Source organism: Flavobacterium sp. KH_001 (assembly GCF_057840745.1).
Map to the genome: position 1 here is coordinate 897,060 of NZ_CM174520.1, position 21,447 is coordinate 918,506.

13 protein-coding genes are annotated in these 21,447 nt (G+C 35.0%); 3 read left to right on the forward strand and 10 right to left on the reverse strand.

The features are described from left to right. Positions 1-139: 139 nt before the first annotated feature. Positions 140-5,590, reverse strand: a complete 5,451-nt coding sequence (locus AC3ITQ_RS04100; protein WP_489236928.1) for a DUF8693 domain-containing protein — start codon at positions 5,588-5,590, stop codon at positions 140-142. A 728-nt stretch (positions 5,591-6,318) separates the two neighbouring features. Here AC3ITQ_RS04100 and AC3ITQ_RS04105 point away from each other — a divergent pair. Together AC3ITQ_RS04105 and AC3ITQ_RS04110 are read left to right on the forward strand one after the other, a co-directional pair. Continuing rightward, entirely contained in the window at positions 6,319-6,789 is a 471-nt protein-coding gene (locus tag AC3ITQ_RS04105; protein ID WP_489236929.1) for a regulatory protein RecX, read from the forward strand. 385 nt (positions 6,790-7,174) lie between these two features. Continuing rightward, positions 7,175-11,392: a DUF8693 domain-containing protein gene (locus AC3ITQ_RS04110; RefSeq protein WP_489236930.1), complete on the forward strand. Its 4,218-nt coding sequence runs from the start codon at positions 7,175-7,177 to the stop codon at positions 11,390-11,392. Between the two features lie 114 nt (positions 11,393-11,506). Here the strand turns inward: AC3ITQ_RS04110 and AC3ITQ_RS04115 are convergent, their stop codons facing one another. The 7 genes from AC3ITQ_RS04115 to AC3ITQ_RS04145 form a co-directional block, all read right to left on the reverse strand. Next, positions 11,507-12,676, reverse strand: coding sequence for a beta-ketoacyl synthase N-terminal-like domain-containing protein (locus AC3ITQ_RS04115; protein ID WP_489236931.1), 1,170 nt, complete (start codon positions 12,674-12,676; stop codon positions 11,507-11,509). A 195-nt stretch (positions 12,677-12,871) separates the two neighbouring features. Then, entirely contained in the window at positions 12,872-14,143 is a 1,272-nt protein-coding gene (gene bioA / locus AC3ITQ_RS04120) for an adenosylmethionine--8-amino-7-oxononanoate transaminase (protein WP_489236932.1), read from the reverse strand. 122 nt (positions 14,144-14,265) lie between these two features. Next, complete coding sequence (gene bioD / locus AC3ITQ_RS04125) at positions 14,266-14,883, reverse strand: dethiobiotin synthase (RefSeq protein WP_489236933.1); 618 nt, start codon at positions 14,881-14,883, stop codon at positions 14,266-14,268. Positions 14,884-15,041: 158 nt separating this feature from the next. Next, on the reverse strand, positions 15,042-15,656 hold the full coding sequence (locus AC3ITQ_RS04130; RefSeq protein ID WP_489236934.1) for a hypothetical protein: 615 nt from the start codon (positions 15,654-15,656) through the stop codon (positions 15,042-15,044). After that, a complete protein-coding gene (locus tag AC3ITQ_RS04135; RefSeq protein ID WP_489236935.1) occupies positions 15,646-16,149 on the reverse strand; it encodes an RNA polymerase sigma factor in 504 nt (167 codons plus the stop codon). Before AC3ITQ_RS04135 ends, AC3ITQ_RS04130 begins: the two co-directional genes overlap by 11 nt. Before the next feature lie 7 nt (positions 16,150-16,156). Beyond that, positions 16,157-17,020: a TraB/GumN family protein gene (locus AC3ITQ_RS04140; RefSeq protein ID WP_489236936.1), complete on the reverse strand. Its 864-nt coding sequence runs from the start codon at positions 17,018-17,020 to the stop codon at positions 16,157-16,159. 238 nt (positions 17,021-17,258) lie between these two features. Further along, positions 17,259-18,395 carry an aminotransferase class I/II-fold pyridoxal phosphate-dependent enzyme gene (locus AC3ITQ_RS04145; protein ID WP_489236937.1) on the reverse strand — a complete coding sequence of 379 codons (1,137 nt, stop codon included), beginning with the start codon at positions 18,393-18,395 and terminating at the stop codon, positions 17,259-17,261. Between the two features lie 165 nt (positions 18,396-18,560). On the opposite strand from AC3ITQ_RS04145, the gene AC3ITQ_RS04150 reads away from it, so the two are divergent. Continuing rightward, positions 18,561-19,367 (forward strand): DUF3667 domain-containing protein, encoded by an 807-nt coding sequence (locus AC3ITQ_RS04150; protein WP_489236938.1) that lies wholly within the window; start codon positions 18,561-18,563, stop codon positions 19,365-19,367. Between the two features lie 78 nt (positions 19,368-19,445). Here AC3ITQ_RS04150 and AC3ITQ_RS04155 read toward each other — a convergent pair whose 3' ends face one another. Together AC3ITQ_RS04155 and atpD are read right to left on the reverse strand one after the other, a co-directional pair. Then, the gene (locus AC3ITQ_RS04155) at positions 19,446-19,727 is read right to left on the reverse strand and encodes a F0F1 ATP synthase subunit delta/epsilon (RefSeq protein WP_192186695.1); all 282 of its coding nucleotides are present in this window, start codon (positions 19,725-19,727) and stop codon (positions 19,446-19,448) included. A 95-nt stretch (positions 19,728-19,822) separates the two neighbouring features. Continuing rightward, a complete protein-coding gene (atpD, locus tag AC3ITQ_RS04160; RefSeq protein WP_072969875.1) occupies positions 19,823-21,334 on the reverse strand; it encodes a F0F1 ATP synthase subunit beta in 1,512 nt (503 codons plus the stop codon). Between the last annotated feature and the right edge of the window lie 113 nt (positions 21,335-21,447).

Below are 21,447 nucleotides of genomic sequence, written 5' to 3' on the forward strand. Positions count from 1 at the left end.
TTATAAGAATAGCCTGAAATTTATACTGCTTTGCAAAAACAGACAATACCCACTTTTAGTGATATTTAAAAGTCTGATTAGTACAAAAAAAAGAGACGTACATTTGTACGTCTCTCCTTAAATTGATCATTATTTTTAACTATTGAAAAATAATTTTTCTGGTAGTTGTAAAGCCATTTTCCAACATCACTTTCACTAATAAAACCTGATTAGCTGCTTGTAAATTTGAAATCTGTAATTCAGTTGAACCAACTTTCTTTTTATCGTAAAGCAGTTTTCCGTTAATATCAAAAATAGTAACTTCTTTTATTGGTTCTATGGCCGAGGTAATTTTGACAGTCTTGTCTTTAACTGAAACTAAAAGTCCGTTTTCAATATTTTCGAAGTCACCAGTTCCAAGTGTTTTATCAGCATATTTAAGTACAAAACGATCTTCAAAAGTTCCTTTCGCAGTTGTAAACGTATAATTTGCAGCACGCAAATCGACCGTTTTTCCAGTATTTTTATCTTCTAAATAAACAGCCTGGCTATCAAAAAGTCCGTCGGCGTGATCTATAGAGATAGTAAAATCTCCAACTATACTGCTTACATATCCCAACGGAATCAGATCAGCATCACTAAAAGGTAATGCGCGCCCCTGAATAGTTAATTTATCTGTATCATTAATACTATAAAAATCGACATAAGTATTGCCATCAAGAGTTTCACCATCATAATTGTAATCAAAATTATTGGTTGCACCATCAAGATAACCAACTAATAATTGCTTGAAAGCTCCTTGGTTATTGATCAGGTTTAACCAAAGTCGATTTTTCCCTTCATCCTTTGCTTTCGCAGTTTTAAAAAACTGATCATTATCAGTACCGACCCTCATGTCGTTGGTAAAAGCAATTTTATCACTTGAATTGGGTGTCATAAAGAAAGCTGCACCTGCTGCAATAAATCCTGAAGGCGGATCATTGTTTGGTAAAGTACTTGCCCCTGTAGTGCTACCTGTTAAATTATACACTGCATAATCTGAAGTAGTATAATTATATTTATAATCTCCCGGAGTAGAAGTACTTGGAGGGCTATTGTGTGTCCAAAAATAAAGGGAACCTACTTGCACATTCCTAACAAGCTCATTATACTCAATAAATTCCCTAGCATTCAGAGCTGAAGGATATGGATTTCCTACCATAATACTTTCATCTTTTACAGGAGTTATTTCTATAGTTCCATTATTTGGTTTTCCAATAAATGATGCTTCATAGGTTTGAGCAAGTGCTTTAGCAACTGCATAAGTTTGAGGGGCCCTGATGATATAACCCATTCCCGGCTCCATTGGCAGTTCTCCTCTATAACTAACTTTCCATCCTACTGCAGGAATATAACTATAAAACTTATCTGCCAAAGTAAGTGGTGATACATCAGCAAGTGTATATGCTAATGGTGTACGCGTTACAGGCGATGACCAAAAAGTAAAGTCATAACGACTCACTTTCGCAGTAATACGTTTGTATGTTATATTTCCAGTGTTGACAGCATTCTCTGTCTTTTGCAATAAACTAGAATCATCTTCGAATACTAAATTTCCATCCGATGCAACTGTTATTCCAGTAACGACCGTTAAAATTGCTTTAGAATTTACTGTTAATAAACCTTGACTGCCTATTGTAAGAGAATAAGCATCGGCACTTGTACCAGCTGCGATTTCAGGTTTTTTAGTATTTATTGGTATTACGACGCAATCAGTATTTCCCGGAACTATATTTGGTGTCCAGTTTCCTGCTTTTGTCCAATCAGTATCTATAGAACCATTCCATACTCTGTCAGAAGAAGGAAGTATTATAGCTGGTTCCGCTGGTGAAATACATCCCGATGAATTTTTAGTAGTAACATTATAAGTAGTATTTTCAGCGACAGTAAAAATTCCTGTTGTATTTGTATAATCACTTCCGTTAATACTATAATTATATCCTGTTCCTGCTGCCGGCGATGTAACTGTAATGAGTCCTGTTAATACTGTACATGTTGGTTGTTTGATTGTTATGGTTGGTGCAACTGTTACTGTGTTTACTGTTACTGTTACTGAAGAACAGGCTGAATTATTACATGGAGTTCCGTCTTCATAGCGTCCATAATATGTAGTGGTAACAGATGGACTAACTGAAAGACCATTACCTGTACCCACTGCAGTTCCTCCGCAAGAACCTGTGTACCATTTTATGGTTGCACCTGTTCCGCCACCACCGCCGTTAAGCGTTAAAGTAGTGCTTACTCCATTACATATTGTTGGTGAACCTGCTGAAGCAGATGATGGATCAGCTGATTTTTGGTTTACCGTTACCAATTGAGAAACTCCGCCTGTTGTAGCAGTACAAGGTGAAGTAGTATTGACTATTTCTACCCAATAGGTTGCATTAGCATTAAGCGTACCTGTCGCATATGTAATTGAGGTAGCTCCTGAAATTGGATTTGTTCCAACTACAGATCCTGTTCCCCATTGATAGGTTGCTCCTGTTCCCAATGTTCCACCAACCGCTGTTAAGGTTGTCGAACCTCCGCTACAGATTGTTGTTGTTCCGCTTATGCTTGTTGGTGCAACAGATGGTGTGTTAACCGTTACTGTTTGTGAAACACCGCCTGTGTTAGCAGTACATGGTGAAGTAGTATTCTCTATTCTAACCCAATACGTTGTGTTACTACTAAGAGCACCTGTCGCATATGAAATTGAGGTGGCTCCTGAAATTGGATTTGTTCCAACTACAGATCCTGTTCCCCATTGATAAGTTGCTCCTGTTCCCAATGTTCCACCAACTGCTGTTAGGGTTGTCGAACCTCCATTACAGATTGTTGTTGTTCCGCCTATGCTGGCCGGTGCAACAGATGGTGTATTAACAGTAAGAACTGCTGCAGTCGATGTAACCGCCGGAGTACATGTGCCTCCTACAATACAACGATACTGATAACCACTCATAACAGCAGTAGCACCTGTAATATTCAACGTTGCCGTAGTCACATTACTATAAACAGTATTATTTATCAGATTTGCAAAAGCTCCTCCTGTACTCAATTGCCATTGATAATTTACACCAGTCCCAGCGCCAACAATAGTAAATGAAGCATTATTTGTTACACATGTACTTGTTGAGCTTGGTTGAGTTGTAATTGATGGAACCGTATTTGTAGCATTAACTACAAATGAGGCAAAACTTGTACAACTTCTTAGCGATGTTGTAACATTATATGTTCCAGGCAATAAACCTGTTAAATTTTTTCCTGTAGATGTATATCCTGCCGGAACAGAAACCCATGAATAAACATAAGGATCTTTCCACGCAGCAGTAGTGAGGTTAACAAAAGTTCCAACAGGCGCTAAACTCCCTACTCCTGTAAGTGATGTAGCTGAAGGACCATCATTAAAGCTATAACCCGCTATCAAGTTGCTAAAAGAAGCATCATAATCTACAAATCCTGTTGCCAATTTAGCAATATCTGCACCTGAAAGTGCTGTACTCCAAAAACCAACTTTAAAAATTTCCCCTGTTAAGCCATTGCCCGCAGCATCCATTACTGCATATCCTATTTTTGCTGAATCACCACTAGATCCATAGTTTGTTGTTGATGCTATCGTTGTTTTTCTTAGTACTCCATTCAAATAAAGTCTCAAATTTGAACCATCTCCAGTAGCTGCAATATGGTACCAAAGGCCAGCAGAAATTTCTGATTTTGGTATGTCCACCGTACCTCCACCGGCAGTATAACATCTTAAATTATCATCTTCAAAGGCAATTTCAATAGCATTATTTTGTCCAAAAATTGACATTCTCGTAACATAATTCAAATTATCAAATTTAATCCAGCCCTCTACTGTAAATGCAGCTCTGTTAGATAAAATTGTCTGACCAAGATTTACTCCTTGAGTAGTTGCATCCGTACTAGCTCTCACAAAACCCAAAGAAGCAGGATTTGAAGCATTTGTTATATCAATTTTTCCCGTTGCACTAGTTGGACAGCCAACATCAGTTACTGTTCCTGTTATTGTTGGTGGTGAACTGTATTTATAAACGGTGATTGGACCGCCCGACATTGTTGCCGTACATAATGACGTTCTGATTGCTTTAACGGTATACTTTCCTGTAGTATTAAATGCGCCAAAACTAATAGCCGAACCTGTACCTGCGACAGGTGACCCTACAGCAACGGTTCCTCTGTATAATTGATAGTTAACATTAGATTCTGAACCTGCTAAACCAATTGTTGTTCCCGCATCAGTACTACAATAGGCCACATTGTCTGTTCCTGTTATAGCAAAAATTTGTGGCGCAGTGCAAGATGGAGAGCTTACATTTATTAGTCCTGTTGTTGCAGCAAAAAAAGTATCATTTTTATTATTAGCGGTTGAAGTTGTACTTCCCCAAGATCCTGCAGATGTGGTCGCTCCTCCTAAATAAAGTCTTCCTGCTGTATGTGTAAATGTATTTAAATTTGCAATTACACCAGAGTTAATGTTTAGATCCCCAGAAATGGCAATCACTGAAGAAGGAAATGTTTTAGTCCCTGAATTCGATAATGTAAGAATTGCGTAAGATGTCGCTTTTATGTTCTGTGCTGTGCCGCTATAATTAACAATATTCCCCGTTGCCGTGGCTGTAAGAGTTGTTATATTTGGTGAAGTGGCTGTAATTTGTAATACACTGCTAGAAGTAGCATTATTAAAAGTAGTGATCGTACCTGAACTAGTTAAATTTACCGTACCACCTGTGTTGTTAGTAATACCTGTTATAGTACCCGAACCGTTAAGATTAAGTGTTCCCGTATTAATAAAATTTGCTGCCGCTGTACTAATTGCTCCGCTTCCCCCAACACTTGCAGTTCCCCCATTATTTAGATTTGTAATTGATGAAGAGCCTCCAATATTAAGAGTTCTTGTTGTTGCATTTGTTAATGTACCAGTTCCTGACAATGCAGTTGAAACTGTAAAAACACCATTGTTGGTCAAAACCACTCCATTAACTGCAGAACTATTAATTATTATATTGCCACTCAAAGATTGTGCATTACCATCAAAAGTTTGTAAACCCGTTCCAGATGTAAATGTAGCACTATTAGCAATCCCTCCTCTAAAATTAACTGGTGAATCTCCTGAATTACCCCATGATCCTCCAGTATTGATAGTTACCAAGCCTGTAAATCGTTTTGTACCCGTTACAGACCCAATATTTAATGTTCCTGAAATAGAGGTTGCTCCGCCAACTGTTAAAGCCTCGGAAACTGTTAAACTCCCATTAGCTTCTATAGTTAAATTTGCACAATTCGCTGCTGCAGAAGATATTACCGGTTTATTAACAGTATTAGGAATCAAAACGTTATCAGATGATGTTGGAACTGATCCATCAAGCCAATTTCCATTTCTATTCCAATTAGTTCTTTGTCCAGCGTTACTTCCATTCCCTCCGACCCATATATCTTGGCCAAATCCGAAATTAACAACAAAAAACATCCCCAAACAAAGCATTCTTAAATTTGGAGTAAGAGACTTTCTCTCAGAAGAAAAAGTAAAATTTAAAAATAAAGAACGAACAAAATAAAGTAGTTTTTTATCCATATAGTAGGTTTTAGAAATAAGATTGTTTTGGGGTATAATGGTTTTTGAAAAAATCGATCTGATGTTTTTGACTGCAAATGAATTGCGCTAGTTTTGCACTACAATCAATGGGCTGTATTGAAAGCTTTAGTACAATTTGTAATTAGTAGAAAAATTTACCTCTGTGCAAGAAAATAGTTTTGAAGAAGAATAAAACGAATTAGAAAGTAAAGTTTTTTTCATACTAAATATCATCTATTAAGGTTGTTGCAGTTGTGGCTTTTTTGCTGTACAAATATAAATTTATATGCGAGTTTCTATTTAATAGCAGTTTATAATAAGTATATAATCGTTAAAGTGTATGAAATAATCGATGAAATACATCGCTAAAATCAAGTTTTAAAGTTATTTCTTATAAATCAGATTGTTAAAAACTAAGAAAAATCATATTTTTTTCTTAAAAAAATCTTAATTTTTCGTTTTAAAATTAGAAAAAAGCGAGTTAAGGGAGTTTTTCTCTAAAAAGTAAAAATAAGATCTTTTCATATTTCTTTAAAAAATTAAAGTTTTAGCATTTCTTTTCTCGACTAACAAAAAGACGTTTTGATAGCATCAAAAGTTTTTCCATTTATTCAGAAGAAACCTTAACGCTACATAACTACATGCCTTCGTTTTATACCACAGAAAATTCAAATAATTTACAGCTTAATAACTACTTTTGAATTTTATAGTCAAAAGACAAAAAACCCATGAATTCAATTTGCACTCCAAAAGAAGCTTTACAGAAATTAGAACACTTTTGCGCGTATCAGGAACGCTGTCATTCCGAAGTGGTTTCGAAATTATACAGCTTAAAAATGACTACCGATGAAATTGATTCAATTGTTGTTCAGCTAATTGAGGGGAATTTTTTAAATGAAACGAGATTTGCCTGCACCTTTGCCAGAGGAAAACATCGTATGAAGTCGTGGGGAAAAATTAGAATTACAAACGAACTCAAAGCCAGACAAATTTCTTCGACAAATATTACACTTGCACTTAAAGAAATTTCAGCTGATGAGTACGAAACTACCTTCAATAATCTTGCTGAAAGATGTTGGAATGGCATTCAGGAAAAAAACAGCTTAAAAAAAAGAAAAAAATTCTGCGACTATATGCTGCGCAGAGGATATGAAAGTAATCTGGTTTACGACAAGGTAAAAGATTTAGAAAACAATTAGTCTCTCAATTTCTTAAAAAGCAGATTGCATTTTCTCTTTAACAATTACCTCATAAAATCCTCAAATTTATCAGAAAAGTCATTAAGTAGTATTTTAATTTTATTGCGAAATATTTACCTAAACTCGCGTTTTTGTGATTATAAATCTAAAAAACATGTGGTAAATCTCTGTATTTTACGATTTTTCTTATATTTTAAAACTCGCTTTTATAGGAAATAACATGAAAACACATGTTTTTATATGTATTTTAACGACTATTCTAAACACTTTATCGAGTATTTAACCTTTCTAAAAACCCTCTATATTTCTAAATCGTATATGTATCTATCTTTGAGCCGGCAAATTTTAATATGCTGGCATAACATTCTGATAGAAAACACATAACATGAAGAAAACTTTACTTTTATTTTTATTATTACCTTTTTTCGGATTTGCACAAACCCCATTAGTGAAATGGAACGGGCCAGGTACTTCCGGGCCAACAATTCTTGCATCTACTGCAGCAGTTTCAGCAGAAAACATTACATCCGGTTCAGGATCAACTTTAACTCCTTTAGAATGGGAAGGATTTAAAGGAACGGGGTGGCCTACTAATTTTACTATAGACGAAAATCGATATTTTCAGGTTACAGCATCAGCAAAAACAGGTTATAAGCTAAAGTTAAGTGCTTTTAATTTTACTTACAGAGGAGATTCTAATTTGTATGTTAACAGGTATCAGGTTCGTTATTCCAAGGATAATTTTGCAACTAGCACTTTACTAATAGATGAAACAACAAGTTCCGGAAAAATAAACAAATCGTTGGATTTATCGGCTGTAACACTTTATCCGGGCGAAACAATTACACTTCGCATTTATGGCTATAAATTAAAATCAAATAGTGATTCAAATTCTCCCCTATTCCTGGACAATTCAAATACTGCCTCAACAGGAAATACAACTCCAACGATCACTGGTACAGTTTTACCATATGATAAAAATGATTTGAATGCAAATGATGACATTATAACTACACGGGAAAAAAGAGCAATAGCATTTGATCCCTTGGCCAATGATAATAAATATTCAGGGGCAAATCTGACCTATACACAACCACCTGCGAGTGCCGGGACTGTTACAAATACTAATGACATTTTAACTTTTACACCCGCGGCAAATTTTAAAGGAAATACTTCATTTACTTATACACTTACAAAGGGAGGAAAAAACTCTACAGCAACAGTTTCGGTAATAGTTACTGAAATAGTATCTCGTTTTATTATTTGGAATGGTGCAATTGATCAACCAAAAGCTGTTGTTACAGATCCTAATGTAATTGGTAACGACATTGCAGCTTCTGGTATTAATTTGATTACAAATAGCAATCCTAACTATTTCAATATTAGCAATCTTCAAAATACTAATGCATTAAACCTGAGTAAGTATATTCAGGTAAGTGCTAAACCTAAACCAAATTATAAAACTATTTTTACACAATTTAGTTTTATTTATAATTCTCCAACTGGAAGCACGGGACCAACTAAATATCAGGTAAGATATTCAACAGATGCAAATTTTACAGGAGGAGGTACAATTCTTCAGGCAGAAACCACAGCAGTCCAAGGTACTGATACCCAAGTAACACTAAACTTTCCAGCTAACACCTCGGCAACAAGTCTTACCAATCAAACGTTTTATATTAGAATATATCCCTATGGAGTAACTGATGCATATAACGGTTACTTTAAAATCAAACATGATTCAGGAGGAGATGTGGGGCCTACGCTTACAGGAATTGTTGATTCTTCAAATTTATTTACAGCAAATCCTGACACAGCAACTACAGATTCAAAAACTGCTATTCCTATTGCTATTTTAGCAAACGATGAGAATTATAGCCCATTAACTTCAATAACCACAACACAACCTACTACTGGTGGATCGGTTCAGGTTAATGGTACAACTAATGTAACGTTTACTCCAACTGCTGGATTTATAGGAACAGCTTCATTTACTTATACACTATTTAACGGAACCAGTTACGCATCGGCAACTGTTACAGTCAATGTTACAACGCCACCTTGCGTTGCAGTAGAAACAGCAGGAATAAATAAATGGAACGGATATGTTTATACTTACACAGGAGATACTCCAGTAACTACAACTTATGTTGGATCTGTTTTTGAAAATCCGGTCTTTGATCGAAATGTAGGTACTGGTAATATTACCGGTGACGTAGCGGCGGGAGCAGATAATTTTTGCGGAACTATTCCAAACGATCGATTTTATGTACGTTATTTAATGAAAGCTACAACAGCGGCAGAAAAATATAATATAACGATAAGTGGAGACGATGGTGTCAGACTCTATATTGACGGAGTTTTAGTACCTGTTAGTCCTACGAATTCATGGAGTGATCATAATTATAACAGCTATGCTGCGCAGTATACATTTGCAGCCGGAAGTCATGATTTTGTTTTAGAATATTACGAAAAAGCTGGTTCAGCACGCGTTTCTTTTTCATATGGTCAAATAGCAACAAATAATGTTCAACTTTCATATGGTGCTTATAAATGGAATGTCTATGGTTTTACAGTGCCTGACGTATCACTACCACAAGCAAGTTATGCAGGAACTTATGTTGATTCAAATCCATTAATAAACATAGACACCCAAACCTTTTGGCCGAAAGGCAAATCTCCATCATCCTATGCCGGTTGGCAAGGAGCACCTATGGGTATAGATAATTTCGCCCTAATTTATAAACGTCAAGGTTTCCCTTGTGGAAAATATAAAATTGAACTTGTAAATTGTGATGATGTTGGAGAAATTTATGTTGATGGAACAAAAGTTTTTACTCAAAATACTGATACAAATACCCCAAATCAAATCAACAGTGGCCAATTATACTTCTTAAATTCAACTTCTACAGTAGATATAATTCTGAGAGAAAACGGAGGAGACGCCAATATCGCTGTTAAATTTATTGATACACCAACTACTTATGACGGGACAGGAACTTTTTTACCAAATTCTACTTCTATCAAAATAGAAACAAATACAACCCTAAATGCTAATCTTGAAGTTTGTTCGTGTACAATTAACCCGGGAATTACTTTAACAGTTCCTGCCGACAAAACATTAACGGTAAATGAGAATATAACAGTTGGTACCGGCGGTAAACTTTTACTTCAAAATAATGCGTCGCTACTACAGAAAAGTGTAGCTGCAGATGCCTTTACCGGAGATTTTGATTCGTTTGTGGTGGAAAGAAATACAGCTGCAGTGCGTCGCTATGACTTTACTTTTTGGTCAGCGCCTATAAACCGCACTCCCGGCTTTACGCTTCATGACTTATCACCAGAAACTTTGGGCGACAAATATTACAGTTATCTCCCGGAAACAGGATGGAAAGTTAGTTATAGAGGAGAACTGCCAATGGAACCGGGGATGGGTTATATTGTCAGAGCACCTCAAACTTACGATATAAAAAAAGCCAAAGTTTATCCAGCTACATTTACTGGAAAACCTAATAATGGTGATTATTTTATTACTCCTGTGCCAGATAAAAGTATCTTAATAGGTAATCCTTATCCTTCAGCATTAGATGCTGCCGAATTCATTAAAATTAATCATAATGCAAATGCAGATGTAGGTGCGTTGTATTTCTGGACTCATAATTCGCCTCCAAGCAGTAATGTTGACGGAGATGCCAAATACAACTATACTACTTCAGATTATGCTGTTTATAGCTTAACAGGAGGTGTTGCAACATCAAAAGGAGCAACAACAGAAGGATACAAAACTGGTCCGACCGGAAAGATTGCCTCAGGCCAGGCTTTCTTTATAACTGGGAGTACAACTAACCCCATTAGATTTACAAACGACATGCGAATTGGTGGTAATAACAGTCAGTTTTTCAAGACTACCGATTCAGAAGACAAAGATAAAAACCGTTTATGGCTGAATCTAACAAATGAACAAGGCGCTTTTAAGCAAACGTTGATTGGATATCTTGATGGAGCATCAAATAGCTGGGACATTAATTATGACGGACCAACGCTTGACGGCAACACTTATTTAGATTTTTATAGTATTAATGAAACGGATAAATTAAGTATTCAGGGTCGTGGACTGCCTTTTAGTGATACTGACCTTATTCCGTTAGGATATGTGAGCAATATTACTGGAGATTTCACCATCTCTATCGATCACACTGATGGATTCTTTGATGCCCAAGCTGTTTATTTAGAAGATAAAACAACAGGAAAAACAGTCGATTTACGTGCTGCAGATTATACGTTTACAACTGCGAAAGGAACTTTTGAAGACCGTTTTGTACTTAAATATGCCGATAAAACACTTGGAACTGGTGACTTCGAAAATATCGAAAATGGACTTCTGGTTTCTGTAAAAGATAAAGCGATAAAAGTTATATCAGCAAAAGAAAACATTAAAGAAGTAACGATTTTTGATATTAACGGAAAACAGCTTCAAAACAAAAACAAAATTGGCTCAACTGAATTGCAGATATTAAATCTACAAGCAGCAAATCAGGTTCTATTGGTAAAAGTGACTTTAGAAAATGAATTTGTCGTAACCAAGAAAATTATTTTTCAATAAATAAAATACAAGAATACAAAAAAGCTCCATTTGCATAGCAAATGGAGCTTTTTTGTAAAATCTAAAATCTAAAATCTAAAATCTAAAATCTAAAATCTAAAATCTAAAATCTAATTATCTCTTTTCAATCAAAATACTGACTGCGTTTCCTCCAAAACCTACCGCATTAATCATTATCTTCTTAATTGGTTTCGTTTGTATTTGCTTTTCTCCAAACGGCACTCCGATAAACTCATCATGCTTCATCATTAAAAGAGCTAATTCTAAACTTAATATTCCAGAAGCCCCAAACGTATGACCAATTTTCCACTTGTTTGTAGTCAGTAGAGGCAGTTTTGAACCAAATACTTTTTCGATGGCACGTAATTCTGTTAAATCTCCTTTTATAGTTCCGGGAGCATGCATTACAATAGCATCTATATCTTCTAAGTTTTCATCTTTCAAAGCCATCTTCATCGATTTCTGGAAACACTCTGCTTCCGCAGAAATAGAAATATTATGCTCCAGAATCTCGGTTGCATAACCAACTCCGGTAATATAAGCGATCGCATTTTCTTTTTCTCCCGCCTCTAAACAACAAACCGCAGCACCTTCACCCAAAATCATGGTGTTTTGCGTTTTTTCAAAATCAAAAGCAAGATTTGGCCAAGCTTCTTCTTCCTGATTAATGCGGGAATAAATTTTTAACGCTCTCATTTGAGCAATCGTAAAATCAGTCAATGGAGCTTCGCTTCCTCCTACTAAAAATTTATCTGCCATTCCAGATTTCAACCAAGCAACACCATTTAATAAAGCGTGAAGTGCAGTTGAACAAGTAATAGAATGTGAAATTTCGGGACCTACGCTTTGCAAATCGTGTGCAATCCAGGAAGAAATATTTCCTAAAGTGGTTGTTGGAGAAGCCAGAGTCTGCGCTTTTCCGGTATCAATGTATTCTTTGTAATGTTTTTCAAACAAATCAGTAGCACCACGGGAAGATCCGATATTTATTCCAAAAATATCCTCTGACTTCCAGCCTGCCTGTGCAACTGCTTTTCTTGAAGCGGCCAAAGCAAACAAAACCGAATCATCTAAAAATTTATATTTAGGATCTGATTCACGAATTTCAGCAACAATTTGTTTGGATTCAGCACTTAAGGCGGCAACAGATGTTTCCTGCTGATCCAAAAATTGTTTCGAAAAACAATGTTGATTATTGAGGTATTTTTTCCAAACTTCATCGATATTATTTCCTAAAGGAGAAATAGAAGAAAAAGCCGTTATGGAGATTTTTTGTGTATTCAAAATATTGTTTTTATGCCAGTTGCATTTAACCACAAAGGTCGCAAAAGTTTACAAAATGTCTTAATTAATTGCGTATAAAGTTCGCTAAGCTTTTCGGAAACATGGAACGCGGATAACGCGGATGAAACAGATTTACACTGATTTTAATTATTAATCTGCGTAAATCTGTTTAATCCGTCAAATCTGTGGCCAAAATTAGACCATTTCTATAGCTTCTTCAATTGTTTTATAAACTTTTTGAAGCTGTTCGTCTGTCATTATGTATGGAGGAAGAATGTAAACGATGTTTCCAACTGGTCTCAAAATAACTCCTTTATCAATAAAGAAATTATACAATTTCGTACGCATGGAGCCGTAGTAACTTTCTTCAGCATCTGATTTGATTTCAACTGCAAAAATAACCCCTAATGTTCTGGCTGTAATTACTTTTGAATGATTTTCAATCTTCTTCTGAAATGCTAAATGGCTTTTATTGATTCTTTCAATATTTACCTGCATTTCATCAGTTTGTAATAAATCAATACTAGCTAAAGCTGCTGCACAGCCTGTTGGGTTCGCTGTAAAAGTATGCCCATGGAATAATGCTTTATTGATATCATCATCATAAAAAGCATCAAAAACATCTTGCGTGAAAGTCGTAATAGCCATCGGGATTGTTCCACCGGTCAAAGCTTTAGACAAACAAATCATATCCGGATCTTCGGCAACATAATCCATTGCAAAGGTCTTTCCTGTTTTTCCAAAACCCGTCATTACTTCATCGGCAATTGTCAGGACTATATTCTCTTTACAAATCTGAATCAGTTTTGCCAACGCTTCCGGCTCGTACATTACCATTCCGGCCGCACCTTGTACCAAAGGTTCAAAAATAAATCCGGCGCAATTATGAGTCTTAATCACATTTTTCAATGCTTCAAAACTTGCCTCTTCCTGCCCTTTTACCGGAACCGGAATCCGAACTACATCAATAAACATTCCCTGAAAAGCCTGTGTATAAAACGAAATTCCGCTTGCCGCCATTGCCGCAAAAGTATCTCCGTGAAAGGCATTTTCAAAAGCAATTATTGTTGTGCGTTTTTCATTTTTATTGAAGAAATACTGTAAAGCTACTTTTATAGCCACTTCAACAGCAGTTGAACCATTATCTGAAAAGAAGATTTTCTGTTGGTTTTTTGGCAGAATTTCAATCAGCTTTTCTGCTACTTTTATTGCGGGTTCATGTGTAAAACCACCAAACAAAACATGTTCTAAAGTGGTTAATTGTTTGTAAATCGCATCGGCAATAAATTTATTGCTGTGTCCAAATGGGTTGACCCACCAGGATGCGATTGCATCAATATATTCTTTATTGTTTTCGTCCCAAAGCAATGCACCTTCTCCTCTGGAAATGGCGATTGGTGTTTGTGATGTTTTGTGCTGGGTATAAGGATGCCAAAGGTATTGGCTGTCTTTTTCTGTTAAAGTCATTTTTTTTAGAAAATAGAGTATAGAGCATAGAAAAAAGACTAGGCTGCTATCGTTTTGACAAAGATAAGAAAGTCCATTTTCTTAATTCTATACTCTTTACTCTTTATTCTATACTCTTTGCTCTATAAATTCAACAGATTGTCTCGAAACAAATTGGCGTATTCCCGAATTACATTTTGATCGAAATACGGTTCTTCGTCAATTCTTCCGATGCATTTTATTCCGGTTTTATTCAGAATCAAACTTTCGGTCGATTTGTTTTCGCTTCCGCTGAAGATAATTCCAGCCACTTCATAACCGCGATTTTGAATAGCTTCAATAGTCAACAAAGTATGATTGATGCTGCCTAAATAATGTCTTGAAACCACAATCACTTTATAATCGGACTGAATTAAATCGATAATTGTATCTTTTTCATTCAACGGAACAAATATGCCTCCCGCGCCTTCGATAACCAAATGATTATCCGTTTCTGGCGGCAGGATTTGTTTCAAATCAATTGTAACACCATCAATTTCAGCCGCCAAATGTGGACTTGCTGGTGTATTTAATTGGTAAGCGTTTGGGTAAAATTGAGATTTGGAATTTGAAACCTGAGATTTTACTTTATGACTATCTGAATTGTCTAAATCTCCAGCTTGAATGGGTTTCCAATAATCAGCTTCTAAAGCTTCAACTACTATTGCTGATGTTACTGTTTTACCAACATCAGTTGAAATTCCTGTTATAAATATTTTCATAGATTGTTGTTTCGCCAAGATTCGAAAAGAAACCGCAAAGCAACACAAAGAATAAAAGTTTTGTGAATCTCTGAGTTTACTCTGTGAATCTTTGTGTAATATTCTCCGCAAAAATACCAATAAAAACAACAAACCCATCAATTACGATGGGTTGTGTTTTATTCTTCTTTTAATTCGTCGATCACTTTTCTAATTTCTTTGGCATATTTTCCGTAAAACTTATGAACCCACCACTCCAGTGAAATTCCCATAAAAAGCATACAAAAAACGACAACGGAAAATAACCCTATTAATTGATAATTCGTAAATCCATCAGTAAAAAAACCTGGAATTTTAGAAAGTTCATAGTAAAAAAACCCAATGAAATATAAAATTAAAAAAGGGGTCAAGGCAAATCCGAAGGTTTTATATAATTCCATGTTCAACCTGATATCAAAATAAGTTTCATATAAACTATCTTTTGTTTTTAACGTAATTGTGTTCAGTCTTTTATAAAAAAAGTAAAACTTGATAAAATAGTAAACACAAACTGCCACAAAAAGGCTAAATAGCAAGTAAAACAAAATCACACCTTTAGCTGGAAAATGCAATAACAAAGGCGCTAGTCCAATCAAAACAATTGAAATGATTTGATAAATAAATTCGTTCTTTAAGTTTTTCCTGATTTTATCCAACGGTGTCTTGGCCGATTGTATTTTTTCTAAATTATTTGGAAGAACAACATTTTCAGTTTGTTCGTTTTTCCATGCGTTTTGTATATCGTTAAAATCCATATCCTTGATTTTTAATAATTTCTTTTAATTTTTCTTTTGCTCTGTTTAGTTTCACGCGGGCATTCCCTTCAGAAATTCCAAGATTCTCTCCAATTTCCTTATGAGAAAACCCTTCCAACTGATAGAAAATAATCGCTTTGTCAATTTTTTCCAATTTCTGAACTGCTTTATAAAAATGATCCAACTGGCTTTCTTTGATATGGGAATCGCCCTCATCATCTTTAATATTCTCCGAAGCAATTTCATATTTATCAACTTTACGTTTTTCTTTTCTAAGGAAAACGATAGCCGTATTTACTGCAACCCGATACATCCAGGTCGAAAACTGACTTTCATTTCTGAACGAATCATAGGATTTCCAAAGCTGACAAACAATTTCCTGAAATAAGTCCTGTTGATCATCATGATTATCCATGTACATCTTAGAGACTTTGTACAAAATTCCCTTGTGGTTTTCTATCCGGTTTAAAAATTCTTGCTCTTTTTCTTTCAAAACAATCCTATTTCAATATTGGTTTTACTTTATATCCCGCTTTTCTTAACAAATTAATTACTCCTTCTTCCCCTCCTAAATGCGCTGCTCCAACGGCAAAAAATACACTTTCTTTTTTCATTACTTCGGGCATATCTTTTACCCAATTTTTATTTCGATCATCAAGAATCGCTTTTTTAGTTTTCTCGCTGGTAAATTTTAAATCTGTGGCAAGCGCATAGGCTCCATTCAAATTCTCCGCTTTATAAAGCGACACTAATTTAGTCGTTTCTTCCGGAGTTGACTCGCTTAGCAAATCAATCATTTCATCATTAGAATATGCATTTTCAAGAATTGAAAATTGCGACTTAACAGTTTCAAGGCCGCCTACTTCAATATTTCTTTTTTTAGCTTGTTCAATAAATTCCATTTCGTAAAATTTCAAATCAGTACACCCAAAACTCTTCATAGAGATCAAACTCATTACGGTCATCAGACTAAAAGCGTCAACTTGCTGTACCGTCATTCCTGTTTCCTTTTTCAAAATAGTATCTAATCGGGACAATTGTTCCGGGCTTAACTTTTTACTTAAGGGTTCTTTTCCCATTGCCATTTTTTGGATATCACTCATTTCATTGGGATCTGCAAAATTGATTTCTAAAACTAATTTATTTGAAGATTCGAATGCCTTTTTTGCTTTTTCTGACAGAAGATAATCACTTCCACAAATCATATGAATGGTTCCATACAAATAAGAAGGTTTCGATAATCCGTTTCCTGAAACTTCCCATAAAAGCGAATTTTCAAGATTTGGAGATTTTATTTGTGCCTGACTTGAAAGACTAAAAATAAGTACGATAGCTGTAACTGCAGATTTGAATAAATTTTTCATTTGATTATTTGATTTAAGTTGATGATTAAAACCCTATTATTTGATTACAACTCGTAAGTAATCGAATAATCAAAACGTTACAAAAAATTTAAAAATTTATTTAAAAGTGAGGAAATACAAGAGATAAGAAAGACTATTATTTTATTTCACAGAGATTCGCAAAGAAAAAAACAGAGATCCGCAAAATTTTTACTTTGTGAATCTCTGTGTATACTTTGTTAATCTCTGCGAAATAATCTTAAAAAACAAAATCTCTCAGAAACTCTAAAACCTGATTAATTTCTTCTTCAGAATTATAGCTATGAATGCAAAAACGAAGACGTTCCTGACCTTCCGGAACGGTTGGTGACAGAATTGGTTTTACATCAAAACCTTTATCTTGTAATTGTTGTGCTAATTGCTTAACTTTTTCATTACCTGGAACAATAGCAGATTGTATCGCCGATTTACTTCTAACAAACATTGGCTTTAAGCCTAATAAATTTTTCTGCTGATTAAAGAATACAATGTTTTGCCGCAGTTTTTTAATGTTCTCCTTTTCAATTTCTAAATGCTGATACGCCACTAAAATGGTGGCGACAGAATGGGGTGACAAACCTGTCGTATAAATAAAACTTCGGGCGAAGTTTACAAGATATTCTTTAAGAGCAATGCTTCCCAAAACTACTGCTCCGTGACATCCTAAACCTTTTCCGAAAGTCATAATGCGGGCAAAAATTCTATTGTGCAGGTTCAGATATTGTATTAAACCTTCACCTTTATCTCCAAAAACACCTAAAGTGTGGGCTTCATCAACAACCAAATAACAATTGTACTTTTCTGAAAGTAGTACAAGTTCTTCCAAATTTGGACTATCACCATCCATAGAAAAAACGGTTTCAGTAACGATATAGATATTTGTATCAGGGAATTTCTGAATCAGATGCTCTAGATCTTCAAAATCATTGTGATTGAATTTGTATGATTTCGCATTCGACATTGTGATTCCGTCCCTAATTGAAGCATGACTTAGCTCATCATACAAAATAACATCATTTCGCTGCGGTACAGTGCTAAAAAACCCAACATTGACATCGTAACCCGAATTAAAAATTAAAGCCGATTCAGCGTCATGAAATTCAGCAATGAAAGTCTCTGCAATTTGATATAAAGAATGATTCCCCGAAATTAAACGGGAGCCTGTCGCACCATTTTGAATAATCTCGTTTTCGATTAGATAATGATGCGCCAATTTGAAAATAGCTTCAGATCTTGAAAATCCAATATAGTCGTTTGAAGAAAAATCGACAAGATTATTAAAACTTGGCAATTGTCTTAACGCATTGTTTTGCTTTCGTGTTTCTAGCTTTTGAATAAGATTTTCAGGTAATTTCATAAAAGCAAAGTTATGAAATTGAAGTTAAACTAAATAAACGGCGGGTTTGTAATCATCAGCTGTTCTTTATTTAGCTTTTAAACAATTGCCGATTATTTTTTTGTTTAATTTTAAACCCCAAACTAACTACCTAGTAATTAACTTATTTTATTAAAAAACAAAAAAATGAAGACCATTTGCAAAAACTGCGAAACACCTAATTATCCAGATTTTAATTATTGCCCTCAATGCAGTCAGAAAATTGATTTGCATCGAATAAGTCCACACGAAGTCTTTCATGAAGCTGTTCATTACTTTACGCATGCAGACAAGGGCATTTTTCAACTAATACGAGACTTAACTCTAAAAAGTGGTGTTGTAGCCAAAGAATATATAAACGGAAAAAGAAAAAAATATTTTCCTCCGCTTAATTTTTTCCTTCTGGTTGCTGCGATATTTGTTTTTATTTCCAATATTCCAAAAGAAGTATCTACTATCGACATTAAGAAAGAAAAATCAGAACTGAACAATATTTCCAATCCTGTTCAAAAAGAGAAAATGACCCATCTTTACGAACGAAAAGAAAAAACGATGCATTTCATTAAAAAATATTCTAATCTAATGGCTATGATGGCCTTACCTCTTACTGCATTTTTTTTCTGGCTGTTTTATAAAAAAGAAAATTATAACTATACTGAGCATCTAGTGGCCGGTATGTATATGTTAGGTTTTTGCATTTTAGTTAATACATTATTAATTCTCCCTATATCACTTTTACTTAACCTTTCCTCTAATTACAATACCATATTCTTTCTACTTTTTCAACTGGCTTATTTTACTGTTTTCTATTACAAGTTTCTAGACAAAAACACTAAACTTCAATTCGTAAAAGCCTTTGGAATAAGTCTCTTTGGAATCATTTCCTGGGGAATTGTTTCCGGATTCACAATAAACAGATATATTTCAACTGGTTTTTGGGGAATATTCTCTTAATACTAAAATCATCAAAAACATAAACATAAAAAAAGCCAAACAATACTGTTTGGCTTCTTCATTTATTTTGAAATTATCTTAGTCAACTAAAACAATTACTTTATTGTCTTTCATCTCGATAGTACCTGACGTAATCTCTAATGTATAGGTTTGGTCATTTACTTTCGTGAATTTATCCGCTACCTCTTTAGAAAAATTGAAACTTGACGCTGCAATTTTAATAGTTCCTTTTTCTAAAATAGAAACAATAGGAGCGTGATTGTTCAATATTTGAAAGCTTCCATCAACTCCAGGTAACGTAACTGATGTTACTTCTCCCGAAAATAATTTTGCTTCTGGTGATACTATTTCTAAAATCATAACTGTTTTTTAAATTCCAAATTATAAAATTCCAAATCCCAATCTTGGAATTTGGAATTTTTATTTTTTTGATTTTATCAAGCTCTGCTTGATTATTATGCTTCAGCTAACATTTTTTCTCCAGCTTCGATAGCATCCTGAATAGAACCTTTCAAGTTGAAAGCTGCTTCAGGAAGATGATCCAACTCACCGTCGATAATCATGTTAAATCCTTTGATAGTATCTTTAATGTCAACCAAAACTCCAGGAATACCTGTAAATTGCTCCGCTACGTGGAAAGGTTGAGATAAGAAACGTTGAACACGACGTGCTCTGGATACAGATAATTTATCTTCTTCAGATAACTCTTCCATACCAAGGATCGCAATAATATCTTGCAATTGTTTGTATTTTTGAAGAATCTCTTTTACTCTTTGTGCACAGTCGTAGTGCTCATTTCCTAAAATTTGAGGAGTCAAAATTCTTGAAGTAGAATCTAACGGGTCAACCGCAGGATAAATACCTAACTCAGCAATTTTACGAGACAATACAGTAGTAGCATCTAAGTGAGCAAACGTTGTTGCTGGTGCCGGGTCAGTTAAGTCATCCGCAGGAACGTAAACCGCCTGTACAGATGTAATAGATCCTTTGTTTGTAGATGTAATACGCTCTTGCATAGCTCCCATCTCTGTTGCCAGAGTTGGTTGGTATCCTACTGCAGAAGGCATACGACCTAAAAGTGCTGATACTTCAGAACCTGCTTGTGTAAAACGGAAGATATTATCAACGAAGAATAATACATCTTTACCTTGGTCTGATCCAGCTCCATCACGGAAATATTCAGCGATAGATAATCCTGAAAGTGCCACACGTGCACGAGCTCCAGGAGGCTCATTCATTTGTCCGAAAACGAAAGTAGCTTTAGACTCTCTCATTCCTGGCATATCTACTTTAGACAAATCCCATCCTCCATTTTCCATAGAGTGCATGAAATCATCACCGTATTTAATAATTCCTGACTCTAACATCTCACGAAGTAAGTCATTTCCTTCACGTGTTCTTTCTCCTACTCCTGCGAATACTGAAAGTCCACCGTGACCTTTTGCGATATTGTTAATCAACTCCTGAATCAATACTGTTTTACCAACACCAGCACCACCAAACAATCCAATTTTTCCTCCTTTTGCATAAGGCTCAATCAAATCGATTACTTTAATACCTGTGAATAAAACTTCTGATGAAGTTGATAAATCTTCGAATTTAGGAGCTTGTCTGTGAATAGACAAACCATTTTCTCCTGTTTTTGGCAAGTTTCCTAAACCATCAATTGCATCTCCAATTACATTGAATAATCTTCCATATACGTCTGGACCGATTGGCATTTGGATTGGATTACCAGTTCCAACTACTTCATATCCTCTAGACAAACCGTCTGTAGAGTCCATAGAGATTGTACGAACAGTGTTTTCTCCAATGTGAGATTGTACTTCTAGAACTAATAAAGTTCCATCTTTTTTAGTGACTTCTAGTGAATCATAAATTTTTGGAAGTTCAACATCCTTACCGTTGAAAACTACGTCAACTACTGGTCCAATGATTTGAGCAACTTTTCCTATTACTTTTGACATTACTTATGTATTTATTAAATAGCTATTTAGGTTTATCGAAAATACCTCTTTTTTCAGAGCGCAAAGATAATTTTTTAAAATATAAAATCAATTTTTTTTTCATAAAAAATACT